This is a genomic window from Desulfotignum balticum DSM 7044 (assembly GCF_000421285.1).
GTDB lineage: Bacteria > Desulfobacterota > Desulfobacteria > Desulfobacterales > Desulfobacteraceae > Desulfotignum > Desulfotignum balticum.
This window is the reverse complement of record NZ_ATWO01000001.1, coordinates 714,168-731,323: the sequence shown is the minus strand read 5'-3', so window position 1 is coordinate 731,323 and position 17,156 is coordinate 714,168. Positions and strand designations below refer to the sequence as shown.

Genomic DNA, 17,156 nt, shown 5'->3' with positions numbered 1-17,156 from the left:
TTTATTTGAAAATTGATTGAAATTGGTGGCTGGATGATACGTTCATTCAGCCACCAACCGTTTTCAGACGTGAAAAACGACAAAAGCCCGGCATGAAACATGCCGGGCTTTTGTTTTTAAAAATTTAATTGATGGGTGTTACGCGGCCGGTTCAATATTGATGGCACACACTTTGAGTTCCGGAATCTTGGCCACGGGATCCAACTTGGAATTGGTCAACCGGTTGGCTGCGGCCTGGGCAAAGTGAAACGGCATGAAAATCGTGCCGTCTACGGCTTTATAGGACACTTTGAGCTTGGCACTGATCTTGCCCCTTCGGGAGGATACATTGACCACATCTCCCGTGCCCAGTCCCAGTTTTTTCGCATCATTGTGAGAAATTTCCACAAAACACTCCGGTGACATCACATTCAGCCCTTCCGTCCGGCTTGTCATGGTCCGGGTATGATAATGGTACAGCACCCGCCCGGTGGTCAGAACATAAGGATAGTCTGCATCCGTCTGTTCCGCCGGCGGCTGGTGCTCGATGGCATGAAACAGCCCCTTGCCCCGGGTAAATTGGGTGGTGTGCAGAATCGGGGTGCCGGGATGGCTTTCATCCGGGCATGGCCAGGCTATTCCGCCTTTTTCAATGCGCTCCCAGGTGATGCCCCGGTAGGACGGGGTCACGGCACAGATCTCCTTGTAAACCTCATGGCTGTTTTCATATGTCATGTCATAGCCCATACGTTTTGCGATCTCACACAGGATCTCCCAGTCCAGCTTGGCCCCTTCCGGAGGCTCCACGGCTTTTCTCACCCGCTGAACCCGGCGTTCGGTATTGGCAAATGTGCCGTCTTTTTCCGCCCAGCAGCAGGCCGGCAAGACCACATCCGCCAGGGCCGTGGTTTCGGTTTCAAAAATATCCTGAACCACCAGAAACTCAAGATTGGAAAACGCTTTTTCCGCATGGTTCAGGTCCGGATCAGACACCATGGGGTTTTCTCCCATGATATACAGGGACTTGAATTCTCCTTCATAGGCCTTTTCGATCATTTCCGTCACGGGCAGACCGGGTTTGGCAGGCATATCCAATACATTCCAGGCGGCCTCATATTTTTTTCTTATATCCTCATTGGTCACGGTCTGGTAGGCCGTGTACACATTGGGAAGCCCGCCCATATCACAGGCCCCCTGGACATTGTTCTGCCCCCGCAACGGATTCACACCGCCGCCGGGTTTGCCCAAATGCCCGCACAGCATGGACAGGTTGGCCAAAGACTTGACATTGTCGGTCCCGCAGGTATGCTGGGTGATGCCCATGCAATAGCAGATGGACGCGGCCGGGGCTTTGGCGAATTCCCGTGCCACCTCAATGATATCCTGGGCCGGGATTCCCGTGATCTCTTCAACCCGTTCCGGGGTATAAGACGCCACCACATCCTTGAGTGCATCAAAATTTTCTGTGCGGTCCGCAATAAAGGTTTTATCATGCAGATCTTCTTTGATGATCACATGCATCAGCCCGTTGATCCAGGCGATATCCGTTCCCGGATTCGGACGCAGCCATTTTGTGGCGTTATTGGCCAGCTTGACGAACCGAGGATCGATCACCACCAGTTTTTTGCCTTTCAAAACCGCCCGTTTCATAAACGTGGACAAAACCGGGTGATTTTCCGTGGTATTGGACCCGGCCACCAGAATCAGATCGGATGTCTCGATGTCTGCAATGGTGTTTGTCATGGCACCACTTCCAAAAGATGCAGCCAGACCGGCTACAGTGGAGCTGTGTCACAGTCGCGCACAATGGTCGATATTGTTTGTCTTGAGCACGGCCCGGGTGAATTTCTGGGCAATGTAATTGTCCTCGTTGGTGGCCCGGGCCGAGGTGAGCACGCCCATGGCATCGGCCCCGTGCTTCTGTTTGATTTCAGTGAGTTTTTCCGCCACCCGATCCAGGGCTTCATCCCAGGAGGCAGGTACCTGTTTGCCGTCTTTTTTAATCAGCGGCGTGGTCAACCGGTCCGGTGCGCCGACAAATTCAAACCCGTACCGGCCTTTGACACACAGCATCCCATTGTTGGGAGGCAGGTTCCGGTCGGCACCGTCGATTTTAACGATTTTATTGTTCTGGACATGGAGATCCATCTGACATCCCACCCCGCAGAAGGAGCAGGTGGTCCGCACAGTACTGGTGGGAACAAACCGGTCATCTCTGAACGCTTTGGTGGGAATCAATGCCCCCACGGGACAGACCTGAACACATTCTCCGCAGAACACGCAGCTGGATGTCATCAATGTGTTGCCGGTTCCGGCGACAATTTTCTCATTGGTGCCTCGAAACCCGTAATCAATGGCCTGGTTCACCTGAAGCTCGTTGCAGGCGGCCACACACCGGCCGCACAGGATGCACCGGGACATGTCCCGGATAATAAAGGGATTGTCTTTTTCGATGGGTACTTTCACGGGTTCTCTATGGCGGCCGCTGACCCGGCCCTTGACCTGGTACCGGTACGCCAGGGCCTGAAGCTCGCAATCCCCCCACACGGGGCACAGTTCCTCTTTCTGTTCGTTTTCCATGGCCTCGATCTGAAAATCGGTCCAGGATTCATCCGCTGATGCGCCGATATCACAGTTGTGATTGCCCGAATCCAGCATCAATCCAATGTAGAATCTGCGGTATTGAACGACCTCCGGAGATTCTGTATGAACCACCATACCGTTTTTGGCCGGTGAACTGCATGATGACACCAGTTTCTTTCCCCAGGATTCCTCCAGCTCCACAATACAGACACGACAGGCCCCGGTCGCCCGGGTCCCTTTCAGATGGCAGAGATTGGGGATATCAATATTATTTTCCTGTGCAACGTCCAGAATGGTCTGGCCGGGTCTAAAATGATAGACGTGACCATTGATGGTAATGCTGTTCTGATCCATGGTGAACCCTTCCTTAATTTTTACTTTCCGGTCATCCCTTTTTCAGGCGATAAACAATCCTGTCGCATGTATCACAGTCCCTGGATGTTGTCAATAACCAGGCATGGATCACTTTTGGCACAGCGTATGGATCAATCCGGCGGATCACCGGAGTGTTTTGATCACTTTCTGTTCCTTTGAAAATTGTTCTTGACATCCGGGTGCTGAATTTTTAGCTTAGCACTTTAGGTTTGACCCTTGTTTCAATGATGGAGATATCATGCCGGAACCGGATCCGAAAATCGAGTCATCCAGTTATCCCATGCCCCTGTCCTCCCGGGTGACGGTGCTGGGCAATCACTACATCAACCTGTTTCTTGTTCAGGGAGACCAGAAAACCGCTTTGTTCGAAGCCGGCATCTCCGGTATGGTGGATACCGTCATCCGCCAGCTGAAACACTTAAATGTTGTACCGGATTATCTGATCATAAGCCACCCCCATTCCGATCATATCACCGGACTTCCGGGACTGATGGCACGGTTTCCCCGAGCACAGATTCTGGTGGGGACCGGTACCAGAGAATTTATCACCCATCCCAAAGCCGGTTTTCTGATGCGGGCAGAAGACGAATTCATGTCCCAGGGTCTTGCCGACAGAGGCCTGCCGCCCCAGCGCCCCCCCATCAGCACCATTCCGGATCTGTCAAACGCCCGGGAGGTGGCAGACACGTTTGTGCTGGATCTGGGAGGCATTGATCTGGAGTTGTTTCCCGTGACCGGGCATTCGCCGGGCAATATTCTGGGACGGGTCAAAGAGATGGTGTTCTGCTCGGACAGTGTGGGATTCCATTTTCCGGGCAAAGGATTCTGGCCTTTGTTTTTCACAGGCGCCAAAGAATATCTGGACACGCTGGCACAGATCCAGGCCATGGCACCGGCCATTGTGTGTCCGGGACATCAGGGGCCGTTGAAACATGCGGCAGCCACCGCAGGTATCCAGGCCGGCATTGACACGGCCCGGCGTTTCATTGACCGGGTCACCCGGACCTCCTTGACGGACCGGGAACTGGAGGCCCAGCTGTTTCATGAAAGCTACCGGGATGAGTTCACTTTGTACACCAAAGAAAATATCGCCAACTGCAACCGGCTGTTGATCAAACGGGCCCGGCAGTCGGCAGCCTGACCCCGGAGGCGTTTAGATGACCGACACCCGCTTTTCAGACCAGATCCGCCCGTTGCGGGACGAAATCGACCGTATTGATACACAAATTCTGACCCTTCTGGCCAGACGTCAGGAACAGGTGGAACAGGTGGCGGACCTGAAAAAAAAATGCGGCATGCCCGTGTACCATCCGGCCAGAGAAGAAGACATGATCTCACGTCTCAGAACCCAGGCCAAAGGCAAAGGCCTGGACCCGGATGTCACGGAAAACCTGTTCAGGGTGATCATCCGCCAGTCCCGGGTCAAACAGACCTTTACCATGCAGTACAAGGGGGTCCGGCCCGGTGCGGCCGTGCTCATCGTCGGCGGTGCCGGACAGATGGGAGCCATGTTTGCCTCTTTGTTTGAAAAATCCGGGTACGGGGTCCGGATTTTGACGGAATCGGACTGGGAATCGGCCCCCCAACTGTGCGAAGGCATTGATCTGGCCCTGGTGTCCGTGCCCATAGAGCACACCGTGGCGGTGATCGAAAAAATCGCCCCGTTTCTGCCGGCCACAGCTCTTCTGGCAGACCTGACCTCCATAAAAAAAGCCCCCGTGGAAACCATGTGTGAAAGCCACGGCGGACCGGTCTTAGGCCTGCATCCCCTGTTCGGCCCCACCACCTCTTCTTTGGACAAACAGATCATTGTCTACACACCGGGCCGGGACATGAGCGCCGGCCACTGGCTGGTGGAACAGATGGGGCTGTGGGGGGCCATTCCGGTTCAGGCATCGGCTGTGGAACATGATGAGATCATGGAGATCGTCCAGGCCCTGCGGCATTTTGCCACCTTCTGTTTCGGCCGGTTTTTGTTTGAAAAACAGGTGAAAATCCAGCGCACCCTGGAATTTTCCAGCCCCATCTACCGGCTGGAGCTGGGCATGGTGGGCCGGCTGTTTGCCCAGGATGCCGGCCTGTACGCCCAGATCGTTTTTGCCACAAAAGAACGGCGGGACCTGTTAAAGCAGTTTGTCTCTTCGTTGACCCAGCATATAGAGATGCTTGAAAACAAAGACATCCCGGTATTTACCCGCCAGTTCAACGAAATCGCCGAGTGGTTCGGCCCGTTCAGCGATCAGGCGTTGCGGGAATCCACCTTTCTGATCGACCGGCTCATCGAGCGGTTTTAACTGCTGAACAACAGAGCTTCGGGGTCAGGCCTGCGTTATTGTAGTTATTGTTCTGTTATCTGTGACAATAACTACAATAACGCAGGCCTGACCCCACCTTCTAATTGGTGAGCTTGATCTCGATGCGACGGTTCTTGCGATAGGCTTCCGGGGTATCTGCCGGATCAATGGGATGGTATTTGCTGAATCCGGCGGCGGCCATGCGGTTTTCCGGGATCCCCTGACGGCTTAAAAACCGCACCACGGATACGGCCCGGGCTGTGGACAGTTCCCAGTTGGAGGCGAAAAATTCATTGTTGATGGGCACCTTGTCGCTGTGGCCGTCAATCTGCAGGATCCAGTCGATATCTTCGGGAATCTTTTGGGCAACGGTCAGCAGGGTCTCGGCCAGGGCGGCCAGGTGCGTTTTGCCTTGTTCTCCCAGGTCGGCAGACCCGGAGGCAAAAAACAGTTCCGCCTGGAACACGAACCGGTCGCCCCGGATCTGTATGGCCGGGTTGTCCCCCAGGATCTGTTTGAGCCGGCCGAAAAATTCGGACCGGTACTGGGTCAGTTCATGGACTTTTCTGGCCAGGGCAATGTTCAATTGTTTGCCCAGGTCTTCGATCCTGGCATCTTTTTTCTCGGATGCCGCTTCGGCTTCGGCCAGCGCGGTCTTGATCACCTCCAGCTGGTCCCTGAGCCGGGAGATCTGATCCGTGAGCAACGCCACTTCAGCCCTGGCCGATGCCGACAGCTGCTGTTCCTTTTCAATACTTTCCTTCTGAGATGCCAGCACGGCGGACAACGCCTGAATCCGGATGTCCTGTTCTTCGATTTTTTCCTGGGCCAGCAGTGTGGTCTCGGTCTGATCCGCCAGCCGGGCCGCCAGGCGCATGGACCGGTCCCGCACAACCCCCAGTTCCCGATCCCGGGATGCCAGAGCCGCGGCCAGATCTCCCACTTCCTGCTCCAGCTGCTCTCTGACCTGCTGCAACGCCGAAATATCTTCATTCAGGCTGGCAATGGTGAGCATCTGCTGTTTCAGTGTTTCTTCATCCATTTCAGCCTGGGCCTGATAATCCGCCACCTGGGACATGAGGATCTCTTTGTCTTCGGACAAAGCGATAATGGTATCTGACAATCTTGCCACCTGAGTCTCCAGCCGCCCGGATTTTTCCTTTTCAAGCCCCAGCATTTCCGCCAGCTGGCTCACCTGGGTATGAAGCCGTGTCAATTCGCTTTCCTGGCCCCGCAGCACCTCACTGAGCAGAAACTGGGCCACCACAAAAATCATCAGAACAAAAATCACCACCATCAGCAGGGCGGACAGCACATCCACATATCCGGGCCAGGCTGAGATGGGACTTGCATTTCGCCGCGTTCTGGATAACATATCCGCTCCTTATCAGGCTTCGGATTCCGGCGGGGAGTCCGGATTTTTCTTTTGCTGCTGTTTGAGCAAAGATGCCATGGCCTGGTTGTTTTTCTGCATCTGGTTGACCAACACCCGCAGGTTGGTGTCAATGTTTCTGAACATGTCAGCGGAACCCCCTGGAACGGGGCCGGGCAATTCATCCACATCCACCAGCCGGGTGACCCCGGACAGCCATTCTTCCATCTCATTGAAAAACCGGTTCTGGGCATGACCGGCCTGAATATCGATAAACCCCAGCACCAGGCTGCCGCCTAAGCCGAACAAAGAGGATGAAAACGCCGTGCCCATCCCTTTTAGCGGGTTTTCCAGCCCCTGTTTCAAGTGGTCGAACAACAGGGCATAATCGCCCGTGCCCACTTCCAGGCCGCTGATCACCTGTCCCACCGTGCCGATGGTCTGAAGCAGCCCCCAGAACGTACCCAAAAGCCCTAAAAACACCAGCAGCCCGATCATGTACTTGGAAATTTCCCTGGCTTCATCCAGATGTCCCCGGATCCCGTCCAGCACTGTGCTCAATGATCCGGCAGACAGCCTAAACCGGTCCCTGTGAATCTCTTCCAGATGTTTGGCCAGCGGCGACAGCAGCGTGGGCGGTTCCACCGTGGAAATACCGGGGTCCCCGGTGCGGAATTTCTTGATCCAGTTGATCTCGGGCTCCAACCGCAGAATCTGGAACACGTTGATGGCAATGCCCACACACAAAGCCGCCAGAATCAGGAGATTAAATCCCCAGTTGGCCATAAACGCGGCCTTGAGCGGGGTTGCCAGCAAGGCGCAGACCCCGGCCACCACCAGCAGATAGATGAAAGTTAAAAACAGATAATGCCGCGGATTGGTCATGTTACCCCTCCTTGAAAATCGGATGCCCGTGTGTGCCGGAACCCGGCGCCCGGGCATCCACAATATGAAAATCCGGTTTCACCGGTTGTACGCAAATGATATCCGATTGTCAAGAATCCCCTTATTTGTCTTTTCCATACTGTTTAAGCTTTTTTAACAATGTTTTCCGGGTAATTCCCAGGCGCCGGGCCGTTTCGCTCTTGTTGCCGTCAGCTGCGGCATATGTGGATAAAATCGCTTGTTTTTCAATCCGGGACAACGGCGTGTTTTCCAGATGGCCGGCCCCATGAGCCCTGTCCGGCGTTTCTAATTCATCCGCTTGCCCAAAGGGCAGATCCGTGCGGGTGATATAATCGGTCCGGGCCAGGACCACGGCCCGTTCCACGGCATTCATCAGCTCCCGGACATTGCCGGGCCAGGCATACCGGATCATGGCATCCATGGCATCCGGTGCCACCCCCTTGATCTCCCGCCGGTTTTTTTTGGAAAACTGCGCCAGAAAATGCAACACCAGCTCCGGGATATCTTCGGGCCGTTCCCGCAAAGGCGGGATGGTCACGGTCACCACATTTAAGCGGAAAAACAGGTCCTGCCGGAACGTGCCCTGAGTTGCCATGGCTTTCAGATCCCGGTTGGTGGCCGCAATCACCCGCACATCCACGGAAATATTTTCATCACTGCCCACGGGCGTGATCTCTTTTTCCTGGAGCACCCGCAGCAGTTTGACCTGCATGGGCAGGGTCATCTCACCGATTTCATCCAGCAGGATACTGCCTTTATGGGCCAGAAGGAACTTTCCTTTGCGCTTTTTATCCGCACCCGTGAACGCGCCTTTGGCATGGCCGAACAGTTCCGACTCCAGCAGGGTCGGCGTGATAGCCGCACAGTTGATCCGCACAAAGGGCTGGTCTTTCCGGGGGCTGTTGTCATGCAGGGCCGCAGCCGCCAGTTCTTTGCCCGTGCCCGATTCCCCGGTCACCAGCACATTGGCATCCGTGGGCGCCACCATGTTGAGCGTGTCCAGCAATGCGGCCATGGCCGGACTTTTTCCCAGAATATTGTGGTGAAGGGCCGTGGATTTGAGACGCTCCTTAAGGTGCTGATTTTCCGACTGCAGAAAAATCCGTTCCAGGATCCGCTCGATGGTCAGTTTCAGCCGGTCAAAATCCAGCGGTTTGGTCAGATAATCATACGCCCCGATCTTCAGGGCTTCCACGGCCGTGTCCACGGACGAATACGCGGTCATCATCACCACGGGCAAAGACGGGTTGTATTCTAAGATCTGTGACAGGGCCTCCATGCCGGACAGGCGCTTCATTTTCATATCCAGCAGCACGATATCAAAACTGCGGGATTTCACCTGTTCCACCCCCGTGTCCCCGTCATCGGCCAGCACCACCTCATACCCCCAGTCCGCTATCAGGGTCTTGAGCATCCGGGCATGGGCCGGGTCATCTTCCACCACCAAAATCTGATGTGTCATTTGCTGTTTTCCTTTTCCTGTGCAGACAACCGGATAAAAAATGTGGTTCCCTGATCCTTGACGCTTTCCACCCGGATCTCTCCGCCCAGGGTTTCTACCAGTCGGTGCACAATGGACAGGCCCAAGCCCGTGCCGTCCGGCCGGGTGGTGAAATAAGGATCAAAAATGTCAGACAATATCTGTTCATCCATGCCGCAGCCGTCATCTGTGACACGGATCTCCAGATCCCGGTTCAAAGACACATCAACCACCGTGACCGTGAGTGTGCCCCCGTCATCCATGGCTGTCAGGCTGTTCATGTAAAGGTTGAGCAGAATCTGGTTCATGCGGTCCGGGTCCGTGTAAAATGTTGACCGGGCCGACCGGATATCCGTGTGAACGGCAATGGATTTCTTTTCCAGGTCATGGGCCATCAGCTTCAATGAGTGGGATATCACTTCCCGGATGCCCACCTGTTTTTTTTCCACGGCCATGGGCTTGGCAAACTCCAGCAGCTGGGTGACGGACCGGTTGATCCGTTCCACTTCCTGGACCATGATCCTTGCGGTGTCCTGATCATCCGGATGATCGGCATACCGTTGTTCAAAATAGGTGGCAAACCCTTTGATGGAACTTAACGGATTTCTGATCTCATGGGCCACGCCGCCCGCCAGTTTGCCGATGGCGGCCAGATGCCGGGTGGTTTCCACCTCTTTTTTCAGTTTTTCCGACAATGCCCTGGCGCTGACCAGCCGGGCTTTGGTGGTGCGGTAGGCCTGAAACGCCATCAAACTGATCACGCCGGCACACCCCAGAATAAAAAACATCACGCCCTGGCCCACGGCATCACGCAGCAACCGGGCCTGGGCCCGGTCCATCTGATCCATGGAAAGCCCCACCAGGATCCATGCACCCTTTTCCAGAACGTCATTTTTCTCCATGCTGCTTTCTTTGTCCGGAAACGACCCCACCCCTCTTGTCTGCTGCATGCCGTGCATCATGCGCATGGGATGCCTGACAAACCGGCTTTTCATAGGGGTGAACGGCTTGTATACCTCAAACACCTTTTCTTCGCCTTTGAGCAGGGATCGATAAAACACGGGGCTTTCTGTGGCTTGTGAATCCGGCATGTCCGGTATATCCGCCAGAACCTGTCCCACCCGGTCCGGATCACTGTGGGCCAGGATGGTGCCTTCGGCTGAAACAATCATGATATGCACCACTTCCGGCTGAAACGCGGTTTCCTGAAGCAGATCCTGAATCCGGCGTATGCCCCAGTGCATGGTCATCATGCCGGTCCGGGTCCCGGCCTCAAAGGTCCGGATCATAGAAATCCCCTTGGCCAGCTGCTGATCCGTGATATGGGATTTAAGTTTTTGCATCCGGTCCAGGGTCATGACCGCAAAAATCGGTGTCAGCACCAGAATCACCCCTGCCAGCATGAGCGGAGAAATCAGGGACGACAATGATCGGGTTGATAATTTTTTCATATCCGTTTACCCCAGCAAAGACTGTACCAGTTTCAACGTATCTACCCTATTTTGTATCAAATGTATACATTTCCGTTCCGTGAAATGTCATGGGGCTGATGAGGGTTGATGATCAGGTTCGGGCGGAGTCCTGCCGCCGTGACATCACCGGCACATGTATAATAATTACCCACCTGGATACCAATTTTGGGTAAAAAAGATACAATCCATTTTCTGCGCAATGGCACTTAATCGGTTCAAAAAACAGATTATCCCTTTTATTTCAAATAGATATGATTATATTTTCAGCATGGCACGCCCTTTGCTGTAACTATTGCCAGGGTAAACGGGTATCTGCAAACCAAAGATACCCATAAACAATAACAAAACTGAACGCTATTTTTTAATTTTTCACAAAGGAGATTTCAGCATGAAAAAAGCACTGATACTGATCACCGCACTGATCGCCGTGGGATTGTTATCCACCTACGCATTTTCCTGGGGACCGGGCAAAGGCATGGGCGGATATGGGGGCGGCACCAACTGCCCGGGCATTGATCAAAACGCCTATACGGATCTGACTGATGCCCAGAAAGACGAACTGGTAACCCTGCGTCAGAAATTTATCGACGACACCTATGAACTGCGGACATCCATGATGCAGAAACACAATGAGATCCGCCTGCTCATGGAAACCTCCCAGCCGGACCGGAAAAAATTGAGTCAGTTGAACACTGAAGTGTCTGATCTCATGAAACAGCTCCAGGAAAACCGGATCGATTTCATGCTGACCGCGAAAAAAGTAGCCCCTGAACTTACGTTCGGTCAGGGCATGGGCCGCGGATATCACAACGGCCCGGGCAAAGGGAATTGTCCGAAAAGCGGCCAGGGGTATGGACAAGGCCAGAATTATGACGGCAACCGAGGCTCGGGCTCAGGCCGGTATTAACCCATTCAGTCAAAAGGTTTCCGGTCCGTGACACGGGATCAATGATACCCGGAACCGGAACCCTTTTTTAAAAGCAGGCCCCTTTATCTGACACGCCTCTGAATTTCAGGGGCGTGTTTTTTTTTAGTTTTCGCTTTTTTCTGCGGTCACGGGATTTTCCAGCATCCCGATCCCCTGAATCCGGGTCTGAAGATGATCGCCCGGCATCAGATATACCGGGGGTTTTCGGGCATACCCCACCCCTTCCGGGGTGCCTGTGAGAATCAGGGTCCCCGGCGCAAGCGTTGTGGATTCAGACAGAAACGCGATCAACCGGGCCACGGAAAAAATCATGTCCCGGGTGTTGCTTTGCTGCATGGTTGTGCCGTTGAGCACGCTTTCGATGGCCAGGGTCTGGGGATCAGAAATCTCATCGGCTGTCACCAGCACGGGCCCCAAAGGACAGAACGTATCAAAACTTTTCCCCCGGACCCATTGCCCGCCCCCGGCATGTTTCTGCCACCGCCGGGCCGACACGTCATTGGCACAGGTATAGCCCAGCACATAATCCAGGGCCCTGGCTTCGGACACATTCTTGGCTTCCCGGCCGATCACCACCCCCAGCTCCGCCTCATAATCCACTTCCGGGGTTTCCAGGCAGGAGAAAGGGATCACGATGTCGCTTTTATGGGGTGTCACGGCCCCGGGGTTTTTCATGAACACCACGGGATATCTGGGCAGATCCATGCCGGTTTCCTTTGCATGGCCCCGGTAATTGAGCCCGATACAAAAAATAGCCGCAGGCACCACGGGCGCCTCGAGTTTTGCCACATTTTTCCGCTCTCCGGTATCTGTCAGTTTGCCGAACACATCTCCCGCCACCACCGATGCCGTGGTGCCGTCATAATCGCACCCGGTGTACAGTTGGTTGTCCGCTGTCCTGAATCGTATGATCTGCATGCTTTTATTTCTCCTGAACTTGGGATAAACATCGCCTTTACCACAAAATCCGAATAAAATGAAACGCATTTTACGCAAATGACTCCCTGGACCGCGGATCTGATCCTGCTGATACTGGCCTTCCAGAATATTTCTGCCCGAAAGTCGGCAGGCGCTCGGAGCATTGGAATTCTGGTCTTTCCGGATCAGGCAGCCCAAGCCACCCACCATGTGGCCGCTTATTTCAGCGAAAACCGGACCGATTCTTCGCCGGTCCCCCCGCTTTCGTCCCCCCCTGCCGGTTTCATGTCTCCGGCGATTTTGGTCATCTTGAGGCTGCTGGTAGTGATTCATACGGCAATCGAAATAATCGGAACAAGGTGGGAACACATCGGCCTATGGATCATCCGGGATGTACATTTTCCAGGGAGACACCTTCCGGGCTGTCACTGCCCTGTTTGTAAGCGGTCAATAAACCCCATCTTCTCACCGGATCAGATTTCCGGTATTGTTCACTGTATCGGGCCAGCGATTTGATCTTTGTCAATCTGTTGTGGGAGAAGTGCTTGAAAATCTTCATCGGACATGGCTTCGGGAAGATTTTCGAACAGGTGTTTCAGGTACCAGTAGGGTTCCAGTCCGTTGGCCTTGGCGGTTTCGATCAGGCTGTAAATGGCCGGATGGCATTTTCAACCGCATTGTTGTCCGGACCCACCCGGCCATCCTCGATGTAACGGACCAGGCGATCCCATTCGTTCAGGGTGTAATCCACCGCTTTTCCCAGAAGGCTTTTGGGGGGAACTTTTTCAACGGTGGCATCCAGCCATTTTTTAAATTCTTCAAGGATTGAGGCGGCTTCATTTTGTCGGTTTTCATATATCTCACGGGGTGTCAATTGATTCGCCCGGGCTGTTTTTTCAATCTTGTACAGCTTGCCGATATATTCCAAAGCAGTAGCGGCATTGCCGACCAGTGTTTTGGTCTTGCGGCTGACTGCTTTGGTCACCTCCACAAATTTCCGGCGGGAATGGACCCAGCAGCACACATGAAGGATATCTTTTTTCTGATCAAGAAATCCATAGCCTGAGTATCCATCCGTCTGGACGATCTCTTTGTACCCGTTCAAAAATGACGCTGGCACACATCCCCGGACCAGGAAGGATCGTAATGGTACAAAATCACCGGCCTTCCCCGGGATGTTCCTTTGAACACCCACATATAACTTTTTACCGAACTGAAGTTCCTTTCCTATGCCCGGGAGAATGAAAAAGATTTGCCAGACTGGAAAAAGAGAAGGACAGATAAACCGACCACCTTTATGATGATGACACGATTTCAGTATATGATGATTCTCAAGATAGACCAAAGTAGGCGGTTCAATAAGCCTTTGACACGAATTCAACGCAAATATTTGAAAGCTCTGACGCTACCCCGAAATTTTCACCAATCCCAATGGCTGGAAAATATCTTATGGGTTAAAATATTGGCAATATTAGCTTTAGGGATGTGGAATTTCAGTTAGAAAAAGCGTTTTTGCCTTATCTGCAAAGGCGACCGGTTAAAGGAAGGCAACGATAAAGTTGACTGGGCCTTGTGTCCAAAGCAAAAACGCTTCATGGAGTATATGGACTAAGGGTTTTTCATGAAAAATTGAATTTTACAGCGTGTCCGGTATCGTGTGCCAAAGCAAGCACACCGTTGATTATTTTTATTTCATTATACTCGGTAGCCACATCACAAGCCCCGGAAAAAGGATAAGAAGGGCCGTGCAAAGGACATCCACAATTGCGAACGGGACACACCCCCGGTACATGTCCCCGATGGTTACCTCAGGCGGCGTGATCGTCTTTAAATAAAAAACCGAATAGGCAAACGGCGGTGTCATGTTTGAAATTTCAAGTGTGGTGCAAAACAGAATACCGAAATAAAGAGGATCCATTCCTATCGCTGAAATGATCGGACCAAAAATCGGAGTCAGGATAAAAATCAAAGCAATCCAGTCCATCACCATTCCGAGAATGAACACGATAAAAAGCATCATCAGCATCATTCCAGTTGTTCCAAGATTGAACATCTCCATAAAATTACGAAGCCCGACATCACCGCCCATGGCAATGAAAATGCCCGTAAAAATTTTACCGCCAAGACAGATTAAAACAATGGCGCTGGTGATCTTGAGGGTGTAGGTCACAGACTGGGTAAATACCTGGAGATTCAATTTTTTGCTGATAGCAATGAGAATCAAAGATCCGATAACTCCCATTGACCCGGCTTCGGAGGGAGACACAATACCAAAGAAAATGGATCCCAGAACAGCAAGGATTAAAAATATCGGCGGAACCAGAGACTTGAGGGTCATTTTAAACAGCGCCATACCTTGGATCCGGTTTTCAATGGACACGGATGGTGCCATTTCAGGATTGAGGCGGGCACGACCGTAGATGTATGCAATATACATGATACCGAGTAATACACCCGGGATGATCGCGGCCATGAATAGCTTGGAAATGGATACGCCGGTGGCGGCCCCGTACAGGATAAGCATAATGCTCGGGGGAATAGTAACGCCCAAGCCGCCGCCTACCATAATACTACCGGTGGCTAGGGCTTTGTCATACCCGCGATTGAGCATAGGAGGCAACGCCAGCAACCCGATGGTGATCACACCGGCACCCACATTTCCCGTGCAGGCACCGAAAATGGTTGCCATGGCCACGGTAGCTAAGGCCAAGCCTCCCGAAACCCGTCCCAGCAGGTGATAAAAACTTTCAAACAACTGCTCGGCAATCCCCGACCGCTCCATCAACGACCCCATAAAAATAAATAGAGGCGCTGCCACAAAAGGATATGTTACATTTGTCCCCCACCCCTGCATGGCCAGCATGGGAAATGTGCGGGTGCCTAATACAAAATACCCGAAAATAAGGGGAATAGAGGCAAGGCAGAAAGCCACAGGAATTCCTATAATAATTGATGTAATAATCAGGCCCAACATAATAAAGGCCAGGTACTCAGGCGCCATTTGTGTCCCTCCTTAATTTTCCGATTGTCCGGACAAGCTCTGCAATTCCTTGTAGCAACATGAGAAAAAATCCTATTGGAATCAACGCTTTCCAAAGATAAATCTGCTCCCCCCACTGGCTGGTGTTACTGATTTCTTCTGCTTTCCATGACCAGAATGCGGCTTTATATCCCCACCATACCATTACTGAGACATAGGGAAAGAAAAAGACGACGTAAAAAATGATATCAATAACTGCCTGGGTCCGTTTTGAAAATTGATTAAACAGTACATCCACTCGAATATGGCTACCCTCCCACAGGACATAGGCCCCACCAAGCAGATAAAGCATGGAATAAAAATACATGGCTAAATCAAAGGCCCAGACAGTGGGGTTGTTAAAAAGATAGCGCGAGGCAACTTCATAGATGACAACCATGCTGAGCAGCAGGGCGGCCCAGCGGAAAATTTTACCACTCCAAATACTTGTCGAATCGATAATATGGATAATTTTCATAATTAAGCCCTTCTTTTTCTTTTGCAAACCCACAGTGCACTCTTCTCAAAACAACTGCACTGCGGGTTCGCTTTTGACTATAATTTTTCGGACTCGTTGGTTATGAATCACCCTTTTGCAGGCCGAAATGGTCTCCAGTCATGTTGAAGTAATCGAGCCACTTGGCATAATCGCCATAATCTTTTTTGAATTTTGCCCAGGATTCGAGAATACGCCTTGTGTATTCATCTTCCTTGGCTTTTTTGTAATAATAATCCGCAGATATTTCATCAAATTCTCTAGTTACTGCTTCGGGCAGTAGGCGGACTTCATTTTTTTTGATTTCAACAGCTTTTTTCATGGCAAGGAGATCCTGCTCTTGGTGCCAGGTAAGAGAATGGAAAACCGCATCTTTGCTTGCCTTTTCAACCGCTTTTTTAAGATCATCGGAAAGTTCATTCCATTTTTGCAGGTTAACAGCCCAGAAGTTGAGTGTCGAGGTAGCTTTAGTTGGATGATAATAGAGATACTTGGTAACGTCATTAAATCCCACGTCATAGGTAATATGTAAATTGCCGTATTCCATGGCATCAATGACCCCTCTTTCCATTGAAGGAACAATTTCTCCGCCTGGAAGCACGACCACAGAGGCACCCATGGATTGAAGAATTTCGCCCCTAAAGCCGGCGCTTCTCAATTTTAAACCCTTCAGGTCTTCAATTGTCTTGATTTCTTTATTGGAAAAAAGCCAAACTTCTGCTGTATAGATTGCGCAGGCTATTGGATGAGCATTATATTTTTTTTCGAAAATTTCTTCAAGCAGCTCTTTTCCCCCGGCATTGTAATACCAGATCACTTCTTCAATTGGGCTTTGTCCTCCCGGAGCGTCACAGTACAACTGAGCACCGTAGGCTTTGGAACGGGCAAGGCAGGGACATCCGTGGCCAAAATCAATGATCCCCTGGCTGGCTGCATCAAAAACCTGCCCCGCAGGCACCAGCTCGTCTGCCTGTTTGCACTCTACTTTGAGTTTCCCATCGGTATATTTGTCTATCAGATAACCCAAATGGTCAATAGATTCAAAAATACTCAATGAGCGACCACAAAATGCCTGTCCGACCCATTTGTGTGTTTTGTCTTTTGCAATTGCGCTAGTAATCGGCAGGGCAAGTACTATGATAAATAATACTGCTGCGGGCATAAATCGCTTAAAAAACTTTGATTTGAACATTACTCCTCCTTTTTTCCACAAAGTGGATTTTAATGGACTCAACAAAACGATCATCCTATTTCTTAAAAAAGTTTGAAACAATCACCTCCCCTCTTAATTTTTTATCCCTGTTAAAAAAATATAAATAACCGGGAACAGTTTA

The 17,156-nt window shown here is 51.8% G+C and carries 12 protein-coding genes and 1 pseudogene; 3 read left to right on the top strand and 10 right to left on the bottom strand.

Annotation, left to right across the window (positions count from 1 at the left end; all coding sequences use genetic code 11):
* Positions 1-138 precede the first annotated feature (138 nt).
* Positions 139-2,916, bottom strand: a complete 2,778-nt coding sequence (gene fdhF / locus K365_RS27120) for a formate dehydrogenase subunit alpha (protein WP_084489732.1) — start codon at positions 2,914-2,916, stop codon at positions 139-141.
* Positions 2,917-3,175: 259 nt separating this feature from the next.
* Here fdhF and K365_RS0103860 point away from each other — a divergent pair, with 259 nt between their 5' ends.
* Together K365_RS0103860 and tyrA are read left to right on the top strand one after the other, a co-directional pair.
* Positions 3,176-4,078: an MBL fold metallo-hydrolase gene (locus K365_RS0103860; RefSeq protein ID WP_024333600.1), complete on the top strand. Its 903-nt coding sequence runs from the start codon at positions 3,176-3,178 to the stop codon at positions 4,076-4,078.
* A 16-nt stretch (positions 4,079-4,094) separates the two neighbouring features.
* On the top strand, positions 4,095-5,231 hold the full coding sequence (gene tyrA, locus K365_RS0103855; RefSeq protein ID WP_024333599.1) for a bifunctional chorismate mutase/prephenate dehydrogenase: 1,137 nt from the start codon (positions 4,095-4,097) through the stop codon (positions 5,229-5,231).
* 100 nt (positions 5,232-5,331) lie between these two features.
* Here tyrA and K365_RS0103850 read toward each other — a convergent pair whose 3' ends face one another.
* The 4 genes from K365_RS0103850 to K365_RS0103835 form a co-directional block, all read right to left on the bottom strand.
* Positions 5,332-6,606, bottom strand: coding sequence for a peptidoglycan -binding protein (locus K365_RS0103850; protein ID WP_024333598.1), 1,275 nt, complete (start codon positions 6,604-6,606; stop codon positions 5,332-5,334).
* A gap of 12 nt (positions 6,607-6,618) precedes the next feature.
* Positions 6,619-7,488 (bottom strand): hypothetical protein, encoded by an 870-nt coding sequence (locus tag K365_RS0103845; protein ID WP_024333597.1) that lies wholly within the window; start codon positions 7,486-7,488, stop codon positions 6,619-6,621.
* Between the two features lie 121 nt (positions 7,489-7,609).
* Positions 7,610-8,971 carry a sigma-54-dependent transcriptional regulator gene (locus K365_RS0103840; protein WP_024333596.1) on the bottom strand — a complete coding sequence of 454 codons (1,362 nt, stop codon included), beginning with the start codon at positions 8,969-8,971 and terminating at the stop codon, positions 7,610-7,612.
* On the bottom strand, positions 8,968-10,440 hold the full coding sequence (locus K365_RS0103835) for an ATP-binding protein (RefSeq protein ID WP_024333595.1): 1,473 nt from the start codon (positions 10,438-10,440) through the stop codon (positions 8,968-8,970). The genes K365_RS0103840 and K365_RS0103835 overlap by 4 nt, the downstream gene beginning before the upstream one ends.
* Before the next feature lie 409 nt (positions 10,441-10,849).
* Between K365_RS0103835 and K365_RS0103825 the strand changes: the two genes are divergently transcribed.
* Entirely contained in the window at positions 10,850-11,368 is a 519-nt protein-coding gene (locus K365_RS0103825) for a Spy/CpxP family protein refolding chaperone (RefSeq protein ID WP_024333594.1), read from the top strand.
* A 123-nt stretch (positions 11,369-11,491) separates the two neighbouring features.
* On the opposite strand, the gene K365_RS0103820 is transcribed toward K365_RS0103825, so the two are convergent.
* The 5 genes and pseudogenes from K365_RS0103820 to K365_RS0103790 all read right to left on the bottom strand — a co-directional run bounded on the left by K365_RS0103820 (position 11,492) and on the right by K365_RS0103790 (position 17,014).
* Positions 11,492-12,307, bottom strand: a complete 816-nt coding sequence (locus tag K365_RS0103820) for a fumarylacetoacetate hydrolase family protein (RefSeq protein WP_024333593.1) — start codon at positions 12,305-12,307, stop codon at positions 11,492-11,494.
* 491 nt (positions 12,308-12,798) lie between these two features.
* Positions 12,799-13,513 (bottom strand): annotated as a pseudogene (gene tnpC / locus K365_RS27115) (IS66 family transposase); the annotation flags it as partial.
* Positions 13,514-13,994: 481 nt separating this feature from the next.
* Positions 13,995-15,308: a TRAP transporter large permease gene (locus tag K365_RS0103800; protein ID WP_024333590.1), complete on the bottom strand. Its 1,314-nt coding sequence runs from the start codon at positions 15,306-15,308 to the stop codon at positions 13,995-13,997.
* Entirely contained in the window at positions 15,298-15,804 is a 507-nt protein-coding gene (locus tag K365_RS0103795) for a TRAP transporter small permease subunit (RefSeq protein WP_156887680.1), read from the bottom strand. Before K365_RS0103795 ends, K365_RS0103800 begins: the two co-directional genes overlap by 11 nt.
* A 100-nt stretch (positions 15,805-15,904) precedes the next feature.
* Positions 15,905-17,014, bottom strand: coding sequence for a TRAP transporter substrate-binding protein (locus K365_RS0103790; protein WP_024333588.1), 1,110 nt, complete (start codon positions 17,012-17,014; stop codon positions 15,905-15,907).
* Between the last annotated feature and the right edge of the window lie 142 nt (positions 17,015-17,156).

What these genes read in the sequence shown, in the direction of transcription:
- tyrA (WP_024333599.1), top strand. Translation starts at nt 4,095, where the DNA reads ATGACCGACACCCGCTTTTCAGACCAGATCCGCCCGTTGCGGGACGAA.
- K365_RS0103800 (WP_024333590.1), bottom strand. Translation starts at nt 15,308, where the DNA reads ATGGCGCCTGAGTACCTGGCCTTTATTATGTTGGGCCTGATTATTACA.
- K365_RS0103845 (WP_024333597.1), bottom strand. Translation starts at nt 7,488, where the DNA reads ATGACCAATCCGCGGCATTATCTGTTTTTAACTTTCATCTATCTGCTG.
- K365_RS0103825 (WP_024333594.1), top strand. Translation starts at nt 10,850, where the DNA reads ATGAAAAAAGCACTGATACTGATCACCGCACTGATCGCCGTGGGATTG.
- K365_RS0103860 (WP_024333600.1), top strand. Translation starts at nt 3,176, where the DNA reads ATGCCGGAACCGGATCCGAAAATCGAGTCATCCAGTTATCCCATGCCC.
- K365_RS0103820 (WP_024333593.1), bottom strand. Translation starts at nt 12,307, where the DNA reads ATGCAGATCATACGATTCAGGACAGCGGACAACCAACTGTACACCGGG.
- K365_RS0103840 (WP_024333596.1), bottom strand. Translation starts at nt 8,971, where the DNA reads ATGACACATCAGATTTTGGTGGTGGAAGATGACCCGGCCCATGCCCGG.
- K365_RS0103795 (WP_156887680.1), bottom strand. Translation starts at nt 15,804, where the DNA reads ATGAAAATTATCCATATTATCGATTCGACAAGTATTTGGAGTGGTAAA.
- K365_RS0103850 (WP_024333598.1), bottom strand. Translation starts at nt 6,606, where the DNA reads ATGTTATCCAGAACGCGGCGAAATGCAAGTCCCATCTCAGCCTGGCCC.
- K365_RS0103835 (WP_024333595.1), bottom strand. Translation starts at nt 10,440, where the DNA reads ATGAAAAAATTATCAACCCGATCATTGTCGTCCCTGATTTCTCCGCTC.
- K365_RS0103790 (WP_024333588.1), bottom strand. Translation starts at nt 17,014, where the DNA reads ATGTTCAAATCAAAGTTTTTTAAGCGATTTATGCCCGCAGCAGTATTA.